The 19,790-nt window shown below is 51.5% G+C and carries 19 protein-coding genes and 1 tRNA gene; 5 read left to right on the top strand and 15 right to left on the bottom strand.

Going from position 1 to position 19,790, the window contains the following annotated elements; translation table 11 throughout:
• Positions 1 to 714: 714 nt before the first annotated feature.
• The 3 genes from FGS84_RS27010 to FGS84_RS27000 form a co-directional block, all read right to left on the bottom strand.
• On the bottom strand, positions 715 to 2,544 hold the full coding sequence (locus FGS84_RS27010) for an aminopeptidase P family protein (protein WP_138311311.1): 1,830 nt from the start codon (positions 2,542 to 2,544) through the stop codon (positions 715 to 717).
• A gap of 75 nt (positions 2,545 to 2,619) precedes the next feature.
• Entirely contained in the window at positions 2,620 to 4,044 is a 1,425-nt protein-coding gene (gene lpdA, locus FGS84_RS27005) for a dihydrolipoyl dehydrogenase (RefSeq protein WP_138311310.1), read from the bottom strand.
• A 54-nt stretch (positions 4,045 to 4,098) separates the two neighbouring features.
• Positions 4,099 to 4,905, bottom strand: coding sequence for an HAD family hydrolase (locus FGS84_RS27000; RefSeq protein ID WP_138311309.1), 807 nt, complete (start codon positions 4,903 to 4,905; stop codon positions 4,099 to 4,101).
• A 78-nt stretch (positions 4,906 to 4,983) separates the two neighbouring features.
• Here FGS84_RS27000 and FGS84_RS26995 point away from each other — a divergent pair.
• From FGS84_RS26995 to FGS84_RS26980, 4 genes are all read left to right on the top strand, one after another.
• A tRNA-Pro gene (locus FGS84_RS26995) sits at positions 4,984 to 5,057 on the top strand.
• Between the two features lie 569 nt (positions 5,058 to 5,626).
• Positions 5,627 to 6,010: a demethoxyubiquinone hydroxylase family protein gene (locus FGS84_RS26990; protein ID WP_138311308.1), complete on the top strand. Its 384-nt coding sequence runs from the start codon at positions 5,627 to 5,629 to the stop codon at positions 6,008 to 6,010.
• Positions 6,011 to 6,024: 14 nt separating this feature from the next.
• A complete protein-coding gene (locus tag FGS84_RS26985; RefSeq protein WP_138311307.1) occupies positions 6,025 to 6,837 on the top strand; it encodes a family 1 encapsulin nanocompartment shell protein in 813 nt (270 codons plus the stop codon).
• Positions 6,838 to 7,019: 182 nt separating this feature from the next.
• On the top strand, positions 7,020 to 7,418 hold the full coding sequence (locus tag FGS84_RS26980; RefSeq protein ID WP_138311306.1) for a hypothetical protein: 399 nt from the start codon (positions 7,020 to 7,022) through the stop codon (positions 7,416 to 7,418).
• Here the strand turns inward: FGS84_RS26980 and FGS84_RS26975 are convergent.
• The 3 genes from FGS84_RS26975 to FGS84_RS26965 all read right to left on the bottom strand — a co-directional run bounded on the left by FGS84_RS26975 (position 7,391) and on the right by FGS84_RS26965 (position 9,402).
• Positions 7,391 to 7,954 carry a hypothetical protein gene (locus FGS84_RS26975; RefSeq protein WP_227147456.1) on the bottom strand — a complete coding sequence of 188 codons (564 nt, stop codon included), beginning with the start codon at positions 7,952 to 7,954 and terminating at the stop codon, positions 7,391 to 7,393. The genes FGS84_RS26980 and FGS84_RS26975 overlap by 28 nt on opposite strands.
• A gap of 8 nt (positions 7,955 to 7,962) precedes the next feature.
• Complete coding sequence (locus FGS84_RS26970; RefSeq protein WP_138311305.1) at positions 7,963 to 8,208, bottom strand: helix-turn-helix transcriptional regulator; 246 nt, start codon at positions 8,206 to 8,208, stop codon at positions 7,963 to 7,965.
• Positions 8,209 to 8,586: 378 nt separating this feature from the next.
• The gene (locus FGS84_RS26965) at positions 8,587 to 9,402 is read right to left on the bottom strand and encodes a glucan-binding protein (protein WP_138311304.1); all 816 of its coding nucleotides are present in this window, start codon (positions 9,400 to 9,402) and stop codon (positions 8,587 to 8,589) included.
• A gap of 257 nt (positions 9,403 to 9,659) precedes the next feature.
• On the opposite strand from FGS84_RS26965, the gene FGS84_RS26960 reads away from it, so the two are divergent.
• Positions 9,660 to 11,183: a serine hydrolase gene (locus tag FGS84_RS26960; RefSeq protein WP_138311303.1), complete on the top strand. Its 1,524-nt coding sequence runs from the start codon at positions 9,660 to 9,662 to the stop codon at positions 11,181 to 11,183.
• A 116-nt stretch (positions 11,184 to 11,299) separates the two neighbouring features.
• On the opposite strand, the gene FGS84_RS26955 is transcribed toward FGS84_RS26960, so the two are convergent.
• The 9 genes from FGS84_RS26955 to FGS84_RS26915 form a co-directional block, all read right to left on the bottom strand.
• On the bottom strand, positions 11,300 to 11,923 hold the full coding sequence (locus tag FGS84_RS26955) for a DUF47 family protein (RefSeq protein WP_138311302.1): 624 nt from the start codon (positions 11,921 to 11,923) through the stop codon (positions 11,300 to 11,302).
• Positions 11,924 to 11,940: 17 nt separating this feature from the next.
• A complete protein-coding gene (locus FGS84_RS26950) occupies positions 11,941 to 12,999 on the bottom strand; it encodes an inorganic phosphate transporter (RefSeq protein ID WP_138311301.1) in 1,059 nt (352 codons plus the stop codon).
• Between the two features lie 393 nt (positions 13,000 to 13,392).
• The gene (larE, locus tag FGS84_RS26945) at positions 13,393 to 14,262 is read right to left on the bottom strand and encodes an ATP-dependent sacrificial sulfur transferase LarE (protein ID WP_138311300.1); all 870 of its coding nucleotides are present in this window, start codon (positions 14,260 to 14,262) and stop codon (positions 13,393 to 13,395) included.
• 29 nt (positions 14,263 to 14,291) lie between these two features.
• Positions 14,292 to 15,593 carry a nickel pincer cofactor biosynthesis protein LarC gene (gene larC / locus FGS84_RS26940; RefSeq protein ID WP_138311299.1) on the bottom strand — a complete coding sequence of 434 codons (1,302 nt, stop codon included), beginning with the start codon at positions 15,591 to 15,593 and terminating at the stop codon, positions 14,292 to 14,294.
• 1 nt (position 15,594) lies between these two features.
• Entirely contained in the window at positions 15,595 to 16,338 is a 744-nt protein-coding gene (gene larB, locus FGS84_RS26935; RefSeq protein WP_138311298.1) for a nickel pincer cofactor biosynthesis protein LarB, read from the bottom strand.
• On the bottom strand, positions 16,329 to 16,952 hold the full coding sequence (locus FGS84_RS26930; RefSeq protein WP_138311297.1) for an ATP-binding cassette domain-containing protein: 624 nt from the start codon (positions 16,950 to 16,952) through the stop codon (positions 16,329 to 16,331). Before FGS84_RS26930 ends, larB begins: the two co-directional genes overlap by 10 nt.
• Positions 16,949 to 17,881, bottom strand: coding sequence for an ABC transporter ATP-binding protein (locus FGS84_RS26925; protein ID WP_138311296.1), 933 nt, complete (start codon positions 17,879 to 17,881; stop codon positions 16,949 to 16,951). The genes FGS84_RS26930 and FGS84_RS26925 overlap by 4 nt, the downstream gene beginning before the upstream one ends.
• Before the next feature lie 73 nt (positions 17,882 to 17,954).
• A complete protein-coding gene (locus FGS84_RS26920; protein ID WP_138311295.1) occupies positions 17,955 to 18,791 on the bottom strand; it encodes an ABC transporter permease in 837 nt (278 codons plus the stop codon).
• Positions 18,788 to 19,768, bottom strand: a complete 981-nt coding sequence (locus tag FGS84_RS26915) for an ABC transporter permease (protein ID WP_138311294.1) — start codon at positions 19,766 to 19,768, stop codon at positions 18,788 to 18,790. The genes FGS84_RS26920 and FGS84_RS26915 overlap by 4 nt, the downstream gene beginning before the upstream one ends.
• Positions 19,769 to 19,790: the final 22 nt, after the last annotated feature.

Raw genomic sequence — 19,790 nt, 5'->3', positions numbered from 1 at the left:
CTTTTTATTCACTCTTCCATCCATCGCTCTATCCATTTTTCCGTCTCCTAATATTCACATTAAATTCCTATACCTGCAACAATCCCCAGTCCAACTCCATCTGACACTTCCCTGTTTGAATTCGTTCTGATTGCTATTCATGTTTAGACACAGTTCACCTGCCATCCGAATTTCCTTCCTATTCCCCTGACTTCTTCCCACTGCCACTCTACCCGCCTGTCAAATCCCATTTTCAGCTTTTAACATCTCCAGGTTTCCAAACATCCCACTTCTATGGCTCCCAATCTCCCCGTCAAATGTTCTCAAACATCCTCTCACTTAAAATCCCTATGGCCATTCTACCATATATTTTCCCTGATGTATAACCATATCAATTGACCAAAGCACGCATCTCACCATCCCCCAAAAAAGGCCGGACACCTCCTGCAGCACTGCTCTGCATTCTGCAATGCCGCCGGACTGCCCAGCCACCTTTAACCTGCTAATCCCACGTCGCGTCACCAACGTTTAACCCAACCCCCAACACCCGCTATCTGCACCGGGGCAAGACTGAAAACCAGCTCCAGCCCCATCCCTTCCACTATTTCTCAATCCGTACACCCCTGCTGCCAGCTTCACCCTCATCCCCAAACCTGCCCAAACCATAACTACACCCTGCACACCCCCAAAAAACACCTATTCCCCTTCCCCATATCTCAAACCGCCTTCGTAGCCTCAAACCGCCTCCGTAGCCTCAGACAGCCACGCTCTCTCATCCTCGTCCAGATACGGACTAATCTTCTCATACACCTGCTTATGATACCGGTTCAGCAGTTCCACATCCCGGTCAGACATAATCTCCCGGTCAATTACCTCTAAATCAATGGGAACATATGTCAGATATTCAAACCGCAGGAACTGTCCGTATTCATTCTTCTCATCCTCAACACACAGAACCAGATTCTCCGTCCTGATTCCATGGCTTCCTTCAATATACACTCCCGGTTCATCCGATGTAATCATGCCGGCTTCCATCACCGCATTGTCCTGGCGCTCCGGAACCATCTTGAAGCGGATGCCGTTGGGGCGCTCATGCACACTGGACAAGTAGCTGACTCCATGGCCGGTGCCATGTTCATAGTTAAGCCCTCTCCTCCACAATGGCTCCCTGGCTGCATAGTCAATACTGAGTCCGCGGCAGCCGTGAAGAAACTTTACATCCCCCAGACGCAGCATGCTCATAAGCACCAAGGTAAAATGCTCCCTTTCCTCATCTGTCACCGGTCCCAGGGCAATGGTCCTGGTAATGTCCGTTGTTCCCTCGTAATACTGGCCCCCGGAATCAATGAGATACAGTCCCCTGGGCTCCAGAGGCAGATTGCTCTCAGGCGTGGCTGAGTAGTGGCACATAGCTGCATGTGCTCCGTATGCGGATATGGTTGCAAAGCTCAGTCCAATGCATCCCTCCTGGTCCTTGCGCAGTTTCTCAAGATAGTCCGACACACTGATTTCATCCATTGGAATCCGGCCCATATTTGTTTTCAGCCAATAGATAAACTTGGTCATGGCCACGCCGTCCTTGATATGGGCCCGCTTTTCATTTTCTATTTCAACCTTATTCTTAACCGCTTTCATGGCTGCCGTCGGGTTCATTCTGTCAATCACTTTATTGGAACCGTCAATCAGGCGGTACACAGCATAGTTGACACGGCATTTCTCCAGCAGTACCCTCTCTCCCCTAAGTTCCTCCGCCATGCGGTATATACCATCATAAGGCATCACGGTGACGCCTGCTCGTTCCAGGTATTCCTTCACGCTTATGTCCTCTGCATCCTCCAGATACGGATAAGCTTTTCCTTCCAGCACACTGCTGTTGACAAAGAGATACAACTGGTCCATGGTCACCAGGGCATATGATAATACCACCGGATTGTACAGGATGTCATTGCCTCTGATATTTAACAGCCATGCAATATCATCCAGAGAGGTAAGCACATGGACAGATGCATGGGCCTTTTTCATGGCCTCCCTCACATCCGCTATCTTATCGGATGCGCTCTTTCCTGCATACCGCTCATCCAGGACCCATGCAGGTTCTGCTGACAGCTCAGGCCGGTCTTTCCATATCATGCCTGTCAGGTCTTCCCCATAAGAAATGTGTGCGCCCCGTTCCTCCAGCAGTTCCTCCAAATCAAGTCCTTCGGCCGCATTGACGACCCGGCCGTCAAATCCCAGACAGCCTCCCTCAGGCATCTTTTCATCCAGGTATTCTCCCAGAGACGGTACGCCCTCCTGTCCCATCCTCATCATGGTCACCGTGGTATCCTTTAATTGGGCCGCTGCCTGCACATAGTACCGGCCGTCCACCCAAAGGCAGGCTTCGTCCATGGTCACCAGGGCCGTACCGGCCGAGCCGGTGAATCCAGTCATATATTTCCTGCATTTGAAATGCTCTCCCACATATTCAGATTCGTGGAAATCAGCTGTGGGTATCATATACGCATCCATTCCCCGCTCTTTCATCAATTCCCGCAGCGCATCCAACCTGCCCTGAATTACATTCATACTATTATCCATCCTTCCATTTCTTACTATCTGTCAGCCATAGCTGTCTGCATATCCTTCCATCTCCTGCTCCCGCTATCTCTTCCTCATGGCATCCTCGATAGCAGCTCCGATTCCCTCATTGTAAGTAGGCTGGGCCCGCATGGCAAAGGACATTTCCTCTGCGCTCAGCCCATTGGCAATGGCAGTAGCGATTTCCCCAATCATGTCAGTTGCCCTGGGACACATCATCTGGGCTCCCACGATTGTATTGGAGTACGCCTCAAAAACCAGACGGATAAATCCATTTTCCCCGCCTGTTATGATGGACTTTCCATTTTCCCTCATGGAAAAATGACCGCAGCGCACCTTCAGCCCCTTTTCCCTGGCGATTTCCTCCGTAATGCCAACCGTGGCAATCTCAGGGTCTGTATAGATACAGTTTGGCACGATTGGAAGGGACACATACATACCGTTCGGCACTACCTCCAGCTTGATGCTGTGGGGCCTTCCGGCAATCTTCTCCACTACATAGGTTCCCTGTGCCGCTGCCACATGGGCCAGCTGGGTCCTGGCGGACACATCCCCAATGGCGTAAATTCCCGGCTCGCTGGTCTGGAAGTCGCTGTTTACAGCTATCTTCCCGCCTTCCATTTCAAGGGAAATATCCTTGCCCAAAAGCTTCTCCACATTAGGACGGCGTCCAATGGCCATCAGTATCTGCCCTGCCCGCATTTTAACGGGCTCGCCCTCCCCGTTGGGAGTAATGACGCAGCTGAGTCCGCCCTCTTCCTCCAATATCTCAGTGACTGTGGCGTCACAGTATACATCAATTCCTTTTTGGCGCAGCTCCTTTTCCAGCTCAGCGGACATCACATCATCCATAGGTGCCATCAGATGCTTCTGTTTTTCCACAATGGTCACATGGGAACACAGGTTATTGAACATGGTGGCAAATTCCACCGCAATAACGCCTCCGCCCATGATTGTCAGCCTGTCAAAGTTCCAGCTCTCCGCTGCCAGCAGCCTGTCGCTGTTCCACACGCCGGAAAGGTTGGAGCCGGGAATCCGGCTCATGTAGGGTACGGCACCAGTGGCTATGATGACTGCTTTTCCCCGGTAGAATTCCCGGCCGCCCTCCTTAAGCTCCACCTCCACGGTCCTGTCCCTGCGAAGGACCGCTGTTCCGTATACAATTTCCACATCCAGCTTCTCAAAGCCGTATTGGATGCCCTCCCGGTATTTGACCACTGCTTTTTTCTTATACTTCTGCATTTTTCCAAAATCAAAGGAAATGAAATCCGTGGACACGCCAAATTCATCACAGCTCTGCATCATATGAAACATATCGGATGCATGCAGCAATGCCTTGGTGGGAATGCATCCCCTGTTCACACATGTGCCGCCAATCTTTTTTGCCTCTATCACCACCACCTTGAGGCCAAACTCCGCTGCTTTAAGCGCTGCCGTATAGCCCCCTGGCCCGGCTCCTATAATCACTACATCAAATTCTCTTGCCATACCCGTTCTCCCTTATGTTCTTATAAATTATCTCTTTATAATTTCTTTAAACTGTCAAATCTGAATCAGGCCCAGCTGCCTGCAGGCCTTCCATACCCCGTCACGGTCAATATCATCTGTGACATAATCCGCCACAGCCTTCAGCTCCTCCACGGAATTGCCCATGGCTATGCCGATGCCGGCCTCCCGGACTATCTCATAGTCATTCATGCTGTCTCCAAAGGCAATGGTCTGTCCCAGGCCAATGCCATAATACTGGCACAGCCGCTTCAGCCCCTCTGCCTTGGACGCCTCCTGTTCCACCACATCCGCTCCCATGTTCCCCGAGAACATGGGAAACTTGAATTCAGGAAAATGGGCTTCCAGCTCCCTGGCTCCCTCCGGACCGCCTATGTACACCAGGGTCCTGACCGGCATATCCATCAGCTTCCAGCCATCCTTAAAATTGCGCTCCGAAACGCCCCAGCGAAGCTGGTCCATGCGCACTACGCCCTCGGGGTGGATATAATAATCATCGCCCTCCTGGCTGACCCCCAGGGAAATCCCATGGGCCTCGCCGTATTCCAGCAGCGCCCTGAGCCTGTCCTTGTCCATCAGATGCTCAAACAGGACATTTCCCTCTGCCACCACCCGCGTGCCGTTCATGTGAATCACTGCATCCGGCATAACCATATCCCTGTACACAGCGCTCATCTCATGGTCCATGTTCCTGCCGCTTCCTATAACGATGACTGAATCCTTCCGCAGCAGCTCCAGGGCCTTCATAGCGCTTTCCGGAATCTTCCATGTCTTATGGTCCAGCAGCGTCATATCCAAATCAAAACTGACAATCCGCTTTTTCTTACCTGGTATCTGTGTCATTTTTAAATTCTCCGAATAAATTAAAATTAGGTCTTTTCAAAATGGAAAATATCTGATATAATAATCAAGGTTCAAGAACGGAGTATGGCGTAGCTTGGTAGCGCGCTCGGCTGGGGGCCGAGAGGTCGCAGGTTCAAATCCTGTTACTCCGATTTTTTATGCCAGAATCCTTTTAAAGGCTTCTGGCATTTTTTATTTGCATTTCATACATACCAAATATCATGTTCTTCCACATCCGCCTTTAACAGGCACCTGATTGATTATACCACGTTCTTCTATTTTATTCCATTCTTTTTCTTACATCCCCCCGGCATAATCCCTCCGCCATAAACAAAGTTCCCCTCCAATACTTATCCACAATCCTTCATCCCCTCAATTCAGTTATACACAGTACCAAATCTGGTATTTTCAGACGATTCACATGAAATATCTAGTGTTTTCGGTGGATAATGTGGATAACTTTGTGGATATCCTGTTAATTCCCTGTTGATGTCATGTGGACGTCATTTGGTCCCCATACCCTTTGCCTCAATCATATAATTCCTATACCCTTTATCTCAGCTGCCTTTGCCATTCATCTGCCATAATCTTATATTTCTGCAAAATCTTTGAAAAATAATCCTTGCAATTCATCCTGGCGTATGCTATTATAAAAACAGAAATAGTAATTATTATCATTATTATAATCAAACACAATAAAGCAGACCAAAGGAGGAAACACATGCCAAATTTTGCAAACCCCTTTCAGGGAAATGTTGAACGGAAACTGAGCAATGCAGAGCTGATGCAGGCCATCCGGCTGGATATAGCCGGTGAGCTGGAAGCCATCTATCTCTATGAATCCCACTACCTGGCCACGGACGACCCGGCAGCCAAGGCTGTTCTGGCTGACATTCGTGACGAAGAGAAGGCACATATGGGAGAATTAATTACATTGATGCGCTACCTGGACCCCAGGGAGACGGATTTCTTCCTCTCCGGGGAGTCAGAGGTAAAGGAAATGCTGGAGGAACTTGGCATAGCAGCCGCTGCTCCTTCTGACGCTGCCGGTGAGGAGACTGCCTCCAGGCCGCTGTCGGTAGGCAGTCTGCTGGACGAATCATAATAAGGAGGGAACCTATGGACTATTTAGCAAGAGAGAGTGCACCATTTTCATCAGAATTCTGGGCACAAATTGATGACGCAGCAATCGGAGCACTAAAAAAACATCTGGTGTGCCGCCGCTTTTTAAATCTGTTCGGGCCCCTGGGCGCCGGCGCTTCCATGGTACCGGTGGACGGTCCTGATAAGGAAGAGATACTAGACAATGGCATCGGCCGTATGTCCGGCAGACGCCAGGTGGAGCTTCCCCTGTTTTATGAGGATTTCCTTCTCTCATGGAGGGATATTGAGGAAGCTGAAAAGAATGGCTATCCTCTTGATTTAAGCTCTGTGCGGGCTGCTGCAAAGCGGGCTGCCAAACGCGAGGATGAGCTGATTCTCTATGGCAATGATTCCCTCAGCCTACAGGGTCTGATGAATGCCTCCGGTTCCTATCATATTAAGATGAAGGACTGGAACCAGGGAGAGAATGCATTTATTAATGTGGCAGAAGGCATTTCACACCTATTCTCAGCCGGCTGCCAGGGACGCAAGGCCCTGGTTGTGAGCCCGGATTTATATCTGGCGCTGCAGCGCCTGCAGCAGTCTGCCGGAATGCTGGAATCAGACCGCATCAAAAAGCTGATTGACGGCCACATCCTCCCACTTGGCGATTTTGGCACAGGCAAGGCGGTCCTGGTGTGTGCGGAACCGGAATACATGGACCTGGCCCTGGGCATGGACTTCTCTATCGGTTACTCGGAAATGAAAGATTTTAATCATGTCTTCCGCCTGATGGAGACAGCTGCGCTGCGGATTAAAAATCCGGAAGCAATCGTTGTGTTTGAATAGACAATCCCGTTATACATGTACCCTTAAAGGGCCGTACACTGCGCATACCGTGTACGGCCCTTCTCTTGTGCCCCGTTATATGAACCCAATTCAGTCCATTTCCTCCTTCATATTGCGCAGGTTTTATGATATAATGGGACCAGAACCAGTCCAGCATTCAAAGAATTCAATGAGGTGAGATTATGGAACAATACGACTTCACAGACGCCGGCAATGCCAAAGATATCTATGGATTGCTGGATTGCATGTCAGAAAAGGAACTGGAGATGGCCAGGGAGGCAGTCAGAAACATCCGCGAGACTGCCCTGCTGGCCCAATATGAGCGGCACAATATATGGTTCGACCACACACTTCTTCCCATCTTCAAGGAATACGCCCAGATGACCTCTTCCCTGCTGCAGGTTGAACGGGACAGCGGGACCATCGATGTCCTCTTTCGCAACAGCAGCGGCCTGGATATTACGGAAAACTGCAAGGGAATGTATATGGCGTTCATGATGGCCGTACATATATTCATGGATTCGGACGGCGGTGATGCTATTTTGGCTCTGACCTATGACTGCTGCAGGATTGTATCATGACATGGTTCCTGTGCATCCTGCTGTTCTGAAAGCATTTGTTCCATATCCATGCCAAAGCACTGCACAGGATACTGACAGCCCTCGTACCCTGCCATCCGGCAGCGTTCCCGATTTACCTCATGGCAGTGCACAGGCTGGAACAGCTGCCCTTTTTTCACCAGGGCCGGGATTTTCCACAGACAGTTGTCCATCTGGTTAAGCCCGGCCACAGAACGCCTTCCATGGGTCTTTGTGACCTGGAACTTCCCTGCCCGCTTCAAATATATACGGATTTCCTCCCTGGTATATCCCTCTGACTCCATGGCCATTTCCAGCCCTTCCCGGAAATGCTCCTGGTAGTGGTTCCAGGCACCGGCGTCCATCCCCCACAATACCACTGCAAAGCGGTTTCCGGCATTGACAGCCACCAGCGTATCCCCGGACTGCAGGATGATTCTGTGAAGCTCCCAGCAGAAAAAGAGAGGACAGCCCGCGCCATACGGAGGCGGCTGCATCCTCAGGTATTTCTGCAGCGGAATAGTATGTCCTAACTCCATATAACCTCCTACTTTAACAGCTCCTCATAGGTTGTTTCCAGAATGGCCCTGATGGCCTTTAGCTGCGACACCTTGATATGCTGGATGCCCCGCTCTATTTTCACCAGGGCCTCCCTGGTGAGATTCACATCAAAATCCCACTCCACCAGGTCAATCTTCTGAATCAGCTCTGTCTGCCCAATCCCTTTTTCCTTCCGGATTCTGCGGATATTAGCCCCTATATTGGTAGTTCCGTCATTCTTAATTACGTCCATCCTGCCACCCCATATATCTGGACTGGTTCCAGTCCTTTTTATCCTTAATCTTATTCATTTTTAAAGATATAATGGGACCAAAATCAGTCCAATCGCAGCTCAATCTGCTATATCGGCATGCTTTTTACCTGTGATGGCAAGTCTGTCCTATATTGTAATGATGATAACCGGAAATTTCTTCCGGACCAGAATCTCAGGAAGGAATCAGCAAATGCTGCCTTTGCTGCCGCCCCCTGCCAACATCCCGGTATGTTCCCTGAACCAATAAACAGGCTGAGTCACCCTGCGCAAAAAAAGGCGGGGCCCTCAGCCTGTTATCTTATGATTCATTTATATTTGCTTCGTCCGTTTTCCGTTTCCCGGACATCTTTATCCTGCCTACTTATACAGCGACAGTCCATCCATCAGTATGATGGGTTCATCCCACTCATTGTCCGTAACCAGGGAAACCTCCACGCGGACCTCATTCTGTCCGGTCACATCCACGCCGAAATACATCAGCTTTTCATTGTAATGGATATCCTGTGATGTATAAAGTACGGTATCATTGTCACCATATACAGTCACCTTAGCCATGATTCCGCTGCTGAACTGGGAAGAAGGGGCTATGACACCGGATAAGAGCCGGTACTGTCCATTGGCAGCATACTTCACGTAACTTCCTTTTCCCTTCAGACGGATGGCATTGTTCCAGCGCTCCCCTGTGGATGTCTTGCCCGAGGTAATAATATTGTATCCCTTGGTGGAAAGTCCGTCCAACAGGTTCTGGACCAGATATGGCGTGGACAGGTCTGTTATGTTGGCTGGTTCCGCCTCTCCCTCCGCTGCAATCCATACACCGTCCGGGCCAATCTGGCGTCCGTCAATCACTGTGTTCGTGGACATGGCTCCGTTGGGAAGGAGGAAATACCATTTATCATTATCCTTAAACCATCCCTTCTGCATAACTCCGGCCTGGTCCATGTAATACCACTGTCCCTCAATCTGCTGCCAGCCCGTGGTCATGACGCCGTTATTGTCCATATAGTACCAGTTACCGTTATCCTGAATCCACTCCTTGTAGGCAAACTTATTGGCGCCTCTCTGATATTTCCACTGGTCGTTCACATATTTCCATGTACCTGCATAAGCCGGAACTGACATAACCACACTCAGGGCCAATGCCGCTAATGTAACTGCCAAACGTTTCTTCATACTGAATCTCCTTTCATTCTCCCTTAGCTGCCTTATCACAGACAGATATGATTCATCCTGCACTTGTTACATTATAATTCATTCTCTATTTTTATGCAACTGTGTGTTCAAACCGTAATTAAACTGTAAAGATTAAATACTTCCGGATAATACCTTGACAAATCAATCTGTAAGTATTATAGTTACAGTATGAAATGTATTTTTTGCGATTACAGTTAACGCCGGATTGTCAGCAGAATCAGGAAAGGAGCCAAATTATGAAAACCCGCGAACACACATCCATGAAAATGAGAGGTAACCCTGATATCTCCTATCTGGGTCATACCGTTGACCAGATGATATGGAGCTTTATGGAGAAGGAAAAAATTGACGGGCTTACCTTAGCCATTGTACAGGCCCCCTACATACCAAGGGTAGCCGGGTATGGCTATTCAGACAGCCGGAGGAGGCGTCTGGCTTCCCCCAACACCATGTGGCCGGCCGGCCCTATATCCCAGGCATTTGCAGCCGTGGCAATCATGCAGCTTCATGAGGACGGCGGACTGGATGTAAACAGTGAAGCTTCTGCCTACATACTGGAGCTGCCGGAGACCTGGAGGAATGTCACCCTTCTTCATCTCCTTCGCCATGCATCGGGACTGCCGGACTACCGCCGCGCTCCAGGGTTCAGACCAGACACCCCATGGACCTTTGAGGCCCTGACCCGGCTGGCTGCCGGAGAATCCCTGCATTTTATCCCGGGCACAGATGTGGAACAGAGTGCGACCAACTTCCTGCTGCTGACGGAAATCGTGGAACGGGTCAGCGGTCAGAGCTACCATGATTTCGTGACCAGCCGTCAGATTGAGTTCCTGGGCCTTGCACACACGGGTTTTAAAGAGGATTTGGGCTGTTTCCATTATGAGGACATTTCCCAGACAGACAACATCCATCAATTATTTAAAAAGGACAGGCTCTATATCAATCCCACGGAACCTGCCGTATCCTATGACAGCAGCGGCTCTCCCATACCGGCAGCGGAATCCACGGCGCTGCGGGGCTTTTCCGACATATGGGCCTCTGCCCAGGATATCTCCTTCTGGGACATCGGCCTGGCAGGCTCTGTCCTGATTCATAAGCCGGAAAACCGCGCCCTCATCTACGCACCATGGAATCTTCCTGATGGAAAAACAGTTCCGGCCGCAGCCGGATGGCAGTTTTACCATCACCGGGGACTCATGGATATAAAAGGATCTGTCAATGGCTACTCATCCTTCCTGAGCCGCTTTACCGATGCCGCCGAGCTGGTCTGCGTCACCCTTATGTGCAATAAGGAAGGTGTGGATTTCACCAATCTGGGCCGCCGGATAGCAGGCGCCTACGGCGACCTTCTGTCCACCGGATACGACGACAACCGTCTCTTCCTCCTGGAAGGCCAGTTCTCTGCGGCGGAAACAGTATCCCGCCTGGAAACAGCCCTTAAGGAACGGAACATCCCGGTATTCGCCAAATTTGACCATGGACAGAATGCTGCTGATGCCGGACTTTCTCTCCGCCCGACCACCGTACTTGTATTCGGTTCTCCCCAGGTAGGCACCGGACTCATGGCAGCAGACCAGAGCGTATCCCTGGAACTGCCCCTGCGCATTTCCGTTTGGGAGGATGAAGCCGGCAGCACATGGCTGGCCTTCCCCCGCCTGGACTCGGTCTTTGGGGAATATGGCCTGGAAAACCATCCGGCGGTTCCCAGGATGCAGGCCCTTCTGGAACAGCTGGTACATATAGGAGGCAGCATCTATTAATCTGAAAACCGTCCAATAAATAAGGCATCGTTTCCCATCACCCGGGAACGATGCCTTCTCTCTTTTTTATGTATTCTTCCATATCCGCCTGCAGGCTGTTCAGGCTCTGCCGGACATCAGGTATTCTTCATAATAACGCTTTCCACCACATCGGCCACATGCTCACAGGCATCGCAGCATTTCTCCAGGTAGGCGTAAATCTCCCTCCAGGCAATGATTTCAATAGGGTCTGTCACCTCGGCGTGAAGCCTGCGCATGGAGTCAATGAATAACCGGTCGCCCTCTTCTTCCAGGGCATTAATCTCAATAATCAGGCCGTGAAGGGTTTTGGATTTTCTGAAGTCCGCAAACTCCTCCATAACCTCCTTAAGGGCCTGGCAGCAACGGATGATGACCTTGATAAAGGCAAGGGCCTCCGGGCGGATTTTCTGGACATTGTTGATGTAGATACGAATCAGCACATCCTCAATCTTATCCGTCACCTCATCAATACTCTGGCTCAAAAGGATGATATCCTCCCGCTCAATGGGAGTGATGAATGCCTTGACCAGCACAGCCATCATCTCATGCTTTTTCTTATCCGCATCATGCTCAATCCGATGCAGCTCGTCCAGCTTGTCCTGCAAAAGTCCTGTATCAAAATGGTTCAGATTGTCCTCCAGCATTTTAGCTGCCTGACATCCGCACTCCACACACTCGATGAAATTCTGAAAATAGTAACTATCACTTTTCTTAGACATCTTATCTTCTCCTTTACTTATCCATGGAACAACATCATAAACAGCTTCGCTATCAGAAATCCAATAATACCGCAGCCGGGAAAGGTCATGACCCAGGTCATCACCATATCCTTGACCACACTGAAGTTAATGGCCGACAGGCGTTTCACAGCTCCCACGCCCATGATGGCCGTGGTTTTAGTATGTGTGGTACTGACAGGAATGCCGAAAATGGAAAAACCGAGAAGACAGGCAGCTCCCGCCATATCCGCGGAAAAGCCCTGGTATTTTTCCAGGCGTACCATGTCCATGCCCACGGATTTGATGATTTTCTTTCCTCCGATAGATGTTCCCAGCGCCATGGCCGCCGACCCAAGCAGCAGCATCCACAGCGGGAACTGTACTCCCTGGGTATTGCTGGACCCGTTGACCATACAGATGCCTAACAGCATAACGCCCATAAATTTCTGTCCGTCCTGGGCGCCGTGCATAAATGCCATGGCAGCGGCCCCGCCAATCTGGGCGTACCGGAAAAATCCGGTGGTCTTCCTGCGGTCCATGTCCCGGCAGGTCCAGGCCACCAGCTTACAGGAAAGGTAACCGCTTAAAAATCCCAGTACAACAGAAAAAACCAGGCCGTAAACTACCTTCATCCACTCTGCGGTATTGATGGCTGAAAATCCGCCCCGGATGGCCACGGCAGCACCTGTAAGTCCTGCTATCAGCGCATGGCTCTCACTGGTAGGACAGCCAATGGATACGGCAAAGGACGACCACACCACAATGGAAAACAGTGCGGCGCACAGTGCCACCAGTGCAATGGAGGTATCATCTCCGAAGTTGACCATATTGGTAATGGTCATGGCGACTGTGGAATTTACCATGGTCATCACAACCACTCCTGCGCAGTTGCAGACTGCCGCCATGACAATGGCCAGGTTCACATCCAGTGACCTGGTTGACACGCAGGTGGCAATGGCATTTGGCGCGTCCGTGATGCCATTGACACAGATAACCCCAAGGGTCAGAAGGACTGTGATCAACAGGGCCGGATTTGTCACCAGCTGCCGCAGGAAAAAGGAAAACGACATGTCCATAATTCTTTTTTACCTACTCTCTTAATTATTTACTTTATCTTTACGTAAAATTTACAAACTCACGATTTTAATTCTAACACGGTTTTTTATGGTAGTAAAGTTCAATTTCGTTAAGAAACAGAGGAAAATATTCGTTTTTGGATAATAGAAACAATATGGGATAAAGTGGAAAACGCCTGTATTATCTATATATAGATAATACAGGCGAAACAGAAAGAATGAAAATGTTTATAATCCTTTTGGAGTTTTTCAGGCAAAATATATCCCAATTACTGATAATGTTTTAGTTCTGGCCGGATTTTAAATGCCCGGATTTCCTGCGGGTTCTTCCCAGGCACACATTTCCTGGTTTTTTTCCCGGCCTCACTTTTCCCGGCCTCACACAGCCCTCCATCAGTCCTTCATCCGTCCCTCATTCACCCCCGTGTCCATGCTCCCGGAGCGGAACCCTTCTGCATCCAGGGTAATATATACAAAGCCCATCTCCTTCAGACGGCTGACGATTTCCTCCCGCCGTTCCATGAATACTCCAAAGGCCTCTGTGTCCAGTTCCAGGCGCACAATATCTCCGTGAAGCCTGAGCCGTACATTGCCGGGAATAATGGTCCTGACATAGGACTCCCCCTCTCCGATTCGTTCCAGCACCTCATAATCCAGCAAAGCGCCGTAGGGCAGGCGGGTGGCCATGCAGGGAGTGGACGGCCGGGACGCCACCGATATGCCGTACTCCGATGCCATGGCCTTTACCTGGGCCTTGGTTATGTGCAGCTCTGCCAGCGGGCTTAAAATCCCCAGTTCCTTCAATGCCCGGATTCCGGGACGGTATACATGCATATCGTCCTCATTGGTGCCGTCCAGGATATGGCGGATACCCCTTGCCTCTGCCAGCTCTGTCAGTTTCAGGAAAAGATGGCGCTTGCACAGGTAACAGCGGTTCACCGGATTATTTTTAATTGCTTCCTGCTCCAGCTCATCCACGGTTATGACTTCATGGATTCCTCCCAGCTCTCCGGCCACACGTCTGGCAATCTCCAGGTCGCAGGAAGGATGCAGCCGGCTGTCAAAGGTCACGGCATACACCCTGCTTCCTGTATGGGCTGCTGCGTCTGCAGCTGCCTTTAAAAGCAGGCTGGAATCCACGCCGCCGGAAAATGCCAGGCAGATATCCTCCCTGGCCAGCTGTTCCATTCTGGCCTCCAGCTGCTTTCTCAAATGGTGCGGGAATAAGGCTGCATCGCTGTCAGTGTTGTTTTCCATATTCATACGAATCTCCTAATCTGATATCATCCTTATCATTTTTCCTGCCGGCTTTCCTCTGCCTTCATACGGACTTCATGGTATGCGGTTTGAAAATCCACGCCCTGTTCCCTGCAAATCCGCCGGATGCTTTCATACTCCGGATAAAAGAATGTTCTGCCTTTATAAGTACACACCTTCACATCCGCCGGCCCGTAACCGGTTTCCACCTGGATTTCATTCCGCCCAAGGATGGTTCTTTCCACCTGATACCGGCGTATTCCAATGGTAGTGGTCTGGGTCAGAATGATTTCTTCCATGGCCTCTACGGACGATTCCCCGCAGAGCACGGACAGCATATAGGCAGGACGGTTTTTCTTCATATAGATGGGGGTATACCACACATCCGCAGCCCCTGCATCAAGAAGCATCTCCATGGCAAGTCCCAGTATCTCCCCTGTACAGTCATCCAGGTTTGTCTCCAGTACCCACATGGTACGGTTCTCATCCTGTGAAGTCTCAAGCAGCATGGCCCGAAGTACATTTGCCTGTTTAAACACCTTGTTCCCGGCGCCCATTCCTATCTTAAGCAGACGGCAGGAAGCAGGAAGCCGGTCCTTTGTCCGCAGTGCTGCGGCAACCGCTGCCCCGGTAGGGGTGACCATCTCCCCGTCATTGTCTGTAAAATGCAGCTCCAGTCCATAGGATGATGCAATATTGGCTGTAGCCGGAACAGGAACCGGCAGCACGCCGTGCTGGCAATGGACATGGCCATGACCTTCCGACAATGCAGAAACCACCACATCCTCCACGCCCAGATTGTCAATGCAGACTGCCACGCTGATGATATCCACAATGGAATCAATGGCGCCCACTTCGTGGAAATGAACCTGCTCAATGGGAAGCCCATGAGCCTTGGATTCCGCCTCCGCCACAATGCGGAACATATTCCTGGCCATCTCCTTCACCCTCTCATTGGAATCCAGATGGTCTATGATATGGTAAATATCGTGAAGGTTCCGGTGTATGTGCGGATGGTGATGGCTGTGCTCATGCTCCCCATCGTGAACATGCTCATGGCTGTGCTCATGCCCCCCATCGTGAACATGCTCATGGCTGTGCTCATGCTCCCCGCCGTGAACATGCTCATGCCCATCCTCCTCCAAATGCACATCAAAATCAAAGGCATCCAGACCGCACACAACCTTCCGGCCAAAGTGAAGATGATATCCATTCACGCCCAGGCTTTCCAGCGCATGCTCCAGAACCTGCCTGTCCGCCCCCAAATCAAGCAGGGCCCCCACTGTCATATCCCCGCTGATACCGGAATTACACTCCAAATATAAAATCTTTCCCATCTTATCTCACCGCCATTCTGTTTATTTGGGTCGCCAGATAGCCGGCCCCGTATCCATTGTCAATATTAACCACTGAAATCCCGTTGGCACAGGAATTAAGCATTGTAAGCAATGCGGATAATCCGTGGAAACTGGCTCCATATCCCACAGAGGTTGGAACTGCCACCACAGGGCACTCCACCAGGCCGGCAATCACCGTGCCCAGCGCCCCCTCCATCCCCGCCGCTGCCACGATACAGTTGGCCTTATCAAAGCGCTCCCTTTGGGCCAGGAGCCTGTGGATTCCGGCAACTCCCACATCAAATATCCTCTCTACCCTGCAGCCGAAGTATTCGGCGGTCTGGGCCGCTTCCTCGGCAACCGGTATGTCCGCCGTACCTCCGGTACACACCGCCACATAGCCCCTTCGTTCCTTTCCCGGCTTCTCCACCTTCAGAATCCGGGATATGGGGTCATACACTGCCTCTGGCACTGCCGCTCTGACCAGCTCCGCCTGCTCCGCAGATGCCCTGGTTCCCAGGACCTCTCCGTCCCTTTCATAAAATTTCCTGAAAATCTCCAAAAGGTATGCATCCGGCTTTCCCTGGCAGAACACGGTTTCCCCAAAACCGGAACGCAGCTTTCTGTGGTGGTCCAGCTTAGCATACCCCAAATCCTCATAGGGCAGGTCCTTAAGCTGCTTCTCTGCATCGTCTATCTTAATACTGCCGGCCTTTACCTGTTCCAGCAATTCCCTTACGTCCATCTTTCGTTCTCCTCTCTCAAATCAATCACCCTGCTGCAGACCCGTTCCGTTAGTTCCTCCGAATGGCTGACCATCAGCAGCCCCAAATCCCGCCTCTTCACTTCCTCCAGAAGAAAACCCCAAATCTGGCTCTGGGTAATCAGGTCCAGCATGGTGCTTATCTCATCTGCCAGAATGAACCGGGTCCTCTTTCCCAAGGCCCTGGCTATGCAGAACCGCTGCAACTCCCCGCCGGACAATTCTCCCGGATACCGGTTCAGCCAGTCCGGTTCAATTCCCAGTCCGCGGACCACCCGCTCCTCCACCGAGTCCCCCTCCCTCAGCACCTCCCCCATCTTAAGACGGGGATTTACCGACAGTTCCGGATGCTGCCATATCATCTGCACCGGATTGTAGCTTCCGTAAGAGACAGGGGGTTTTCCGTCCAGAGTCACAGTCCCATGGTCCGGTTTTTCATAACCAGCCAGTATTTTGCAAAAAGTAGTCTTGCCAAAGCCGCTGGGAGCCGTCAGCCCCACACGTTCCCCGCTTTCCAGACTCAGGCTGACATTGTTCAGGATTCTCCTGTTCCCATTGTCGTATTGGAATGAAATATTGATTGCTTCCAGCTTCATACTCCCGCCTTCCTGCATTTTACCATGCCGTCACGAAAACTGCGATAGGAAATTTCCTGCAGGCAGCCCTCATCCCTATCCGAACACCGGGGCCCGTAGGGACATCCCATGGGCATATCCCCCGCATAGGGCTGGGTCCCGGAAGCTGCTTTAAACCCGTGGCTGGGCATAGCCCGGTACAAAGCCCTGGTGTAGGGATGCCTGAGTCTCTGCTCATCCCCAAAATCCGCTGCCAGGGCCTCCTCCACATTGGTGCCTGCATAAAATACCACAATCCTGTCAGCCACTTCCAGGGCCAGCTCCAAATCATGGGTAATGAGCAGAACGCCTGCGCCCTCATCCGCTATTTCCCGGAAATGGGACAGCACGCGCCTGGCAGCACTGATATGAAGTCCGGGCGTTGGCTCATCTGCAATGACCAGTCTGGGGTGCTCCATCACTGCCGTGGAAATCAGCACACGCCTGGTCATTCCCCCGGACAGCTCAAAAGGATACAGTCCCTCTGTATCCTCTCCCAGCCCGTAGCGCCCAAGGGCTTCGCTGCAGCGCTCCACGCTCTCCTTATCCTTTCGTCCCCTCCGGACCTGTTCACCCACCTTCATGAGCGGGTCCAGATACGACACACTCTGGGGCACCAGCACCATCCGGCTCCCCCTAAGCTGTTCCTTCCGCTTCTGGGTCAGAATTTCCCCCTCAAAGGAAACCGTTCCCTGGCAGGCGGCATTCTGCGGGAGAAGCCCCATGACCGCATGGGCCAGAAGGCTCTTTCCCGAACCGCTGGAACCAGCCACAGCCACCACCTCATTCTCCCGTACCTTTATGTTCAGGTCACGAATCACAGGAAGCTCCCTCTGGCGCCACCCCCCTACATACTGGGTAAATGAAATCATAAGATGCTCCACTGATAATATGACTTGTTTTTCCTCCATGTCAACCTCCTGCCAAACAAAACTCTGCCCTTAAATGTTTCCGGAATGTTTCCTGCAACGGACTGCCAAGGTTCTACAGATGGGCCTGGGCCGGGTCCAGCAGACGGCTCAGGGTATCCCCGATAAAATGGAACAGTACCACCACGAATACCAGCAAAAGCCCCGGAAACAGGGCCAGCCACCATTTTCCCATGACCAGGTATTTCATGCTCTCTGACAAAATAACTCCCACGGCAGGCTGTTCCGGCGCCAGTCCGAATCCCAGGAAGGTAATACTGGCTTCATGCAGAATTGCATGTGGAAACAAAAGAACCATGCCCACAAAGAGCTGGGGCAGCAAATGGGGCGTCATATGTTTGAAGGCAATGTAAAACCTGCCCTTTCCCAGCTTCTTTGCAATCTGTATGTACTGGCTTTCACGAAGCTGCATGACCTCCCCCCGCAGGAGCCTGGCCAGTGAGGTCCAGTGAGTCAGGGAAATGCCAATCAGTACGCCCCAGAATCCCTTTCCCATGGCAAAGGAAATAAGAATCAGCAGCAGGATATGGGGTATTCCCATGACCAGGTCAATGATTCCCCCTATGACAGCATCCGTAACCCTGCCCAGACAAGCGGCCATGGTACCCATGATAAATGCCACCACCGCGCTGATACAGGCTGTCAGCAGCCCGATGCGTATGCTGATGGAAAGTCCTGTAAGGCTGCGTATAAACATGTCGCGTCCCATCCAGTCCGTACCAAAGGGGCAGGCCAGGCTGGGCGGCAGGTTTTTTCTGGTAAAATCCGTGGCCAGAGCCTGTTCCTTCAGCACCTGGCCTGCAACGGCAATGGCCGCCAGCAGGATGACCGATACCGCCAGCAGCACCGCCATGGCCTTGCGGCGGTTCCACCTGTGTCTTTGTGCGCTCATCCCTTGCTCCTCCTGATTCTGGGGTCCACTGTTCCGTACAAAAGGTTGGCAGTGAAGTTCCCTAAAAATACAATGGCCGCGCTGATGATTGTAATACCCATGAGCAGCGGCACATCCCCGCCCAATCCGGCTGTCACAGCCGCCTGTCCCAGGCCCGGATAGGAAAATACCTGCTCCACCAGCACGGAGCCGCCGAATATCTCGCTGACAGAGGCAAACTGAAGCGTCAAGGCAGGAAGGAGAATGTTGCGGATTCCATGCCTGCGGATAATGGACCATTCCGATTCGCCTCTGGCCCTGGCAAACAATACATAATCACTTTCCATGACCTCTGCCATCTTCTCCCTTGTATGAAGGGCGATATTGGAAATACCTGTAATGGACAAGGCCGCCGCAGGCAGTATGCCATGGACCAGGCGGTCCTTCATGGTCACAGCCGACGCCTCCACGCCGATGGGCACGGAAAGTCCTATGGGAAGCAGCTTCAGCCAGACTGCAAACACCACCAAAAGCACCAGGGCCAGCCAGAAGGCCGGCGTACTGGCAGTTACCAGTGCATAAGAAGAGATAATCCGGTCAGCAGCCTTTCCCTTTTTGGCCCCGGCTATTATTCCCATAAGGAATCCAATGAATCCGGACAGAATCCATGCCGCTGCCATAATCCAGAGAGAATTGGCCAGCTTCTCCCCGATTACCTGGGCTACCGGCCTGCGGTACAAAAGGGAGATACCCATGTCTCCCTTAAGAAAATCGCCGGCCCAGGCCAGATATCGGGTAACAGGCGGTGTATTGACGCCCCAGTATTCCTGGAGCCTGGCAATCTGCCCGCTGCTCATACTGCCAAGAGCCGCCTGCCCCACATTGGTGGCAAGCGGGTCCAGAGGAGAGACAGACACCAGGAAAAAAGCAGCCATGCTCACCAGCACCAGCAGGATTGCCATCCGTATAAAATTAACTCCCGCCCGTTTCCAACTCATGATTTTATCCTTCCTGCATTCA

Source organism: Clostridium sp. 1001271st1 H5, from assembly GCF_005845215.1.
In the GTDB taxonomy this organism is placed as follows: domain Bacteria; phylum Bacillota; class Clostridia; order Lachnospirales; family Lachnospiraceae; genus Enterocloster.
The sequence above is the reverse complement of the archived record's forward strand: the minus strand, read 5'-3'. Positions and strand labels throughout refer to the sequence as shown.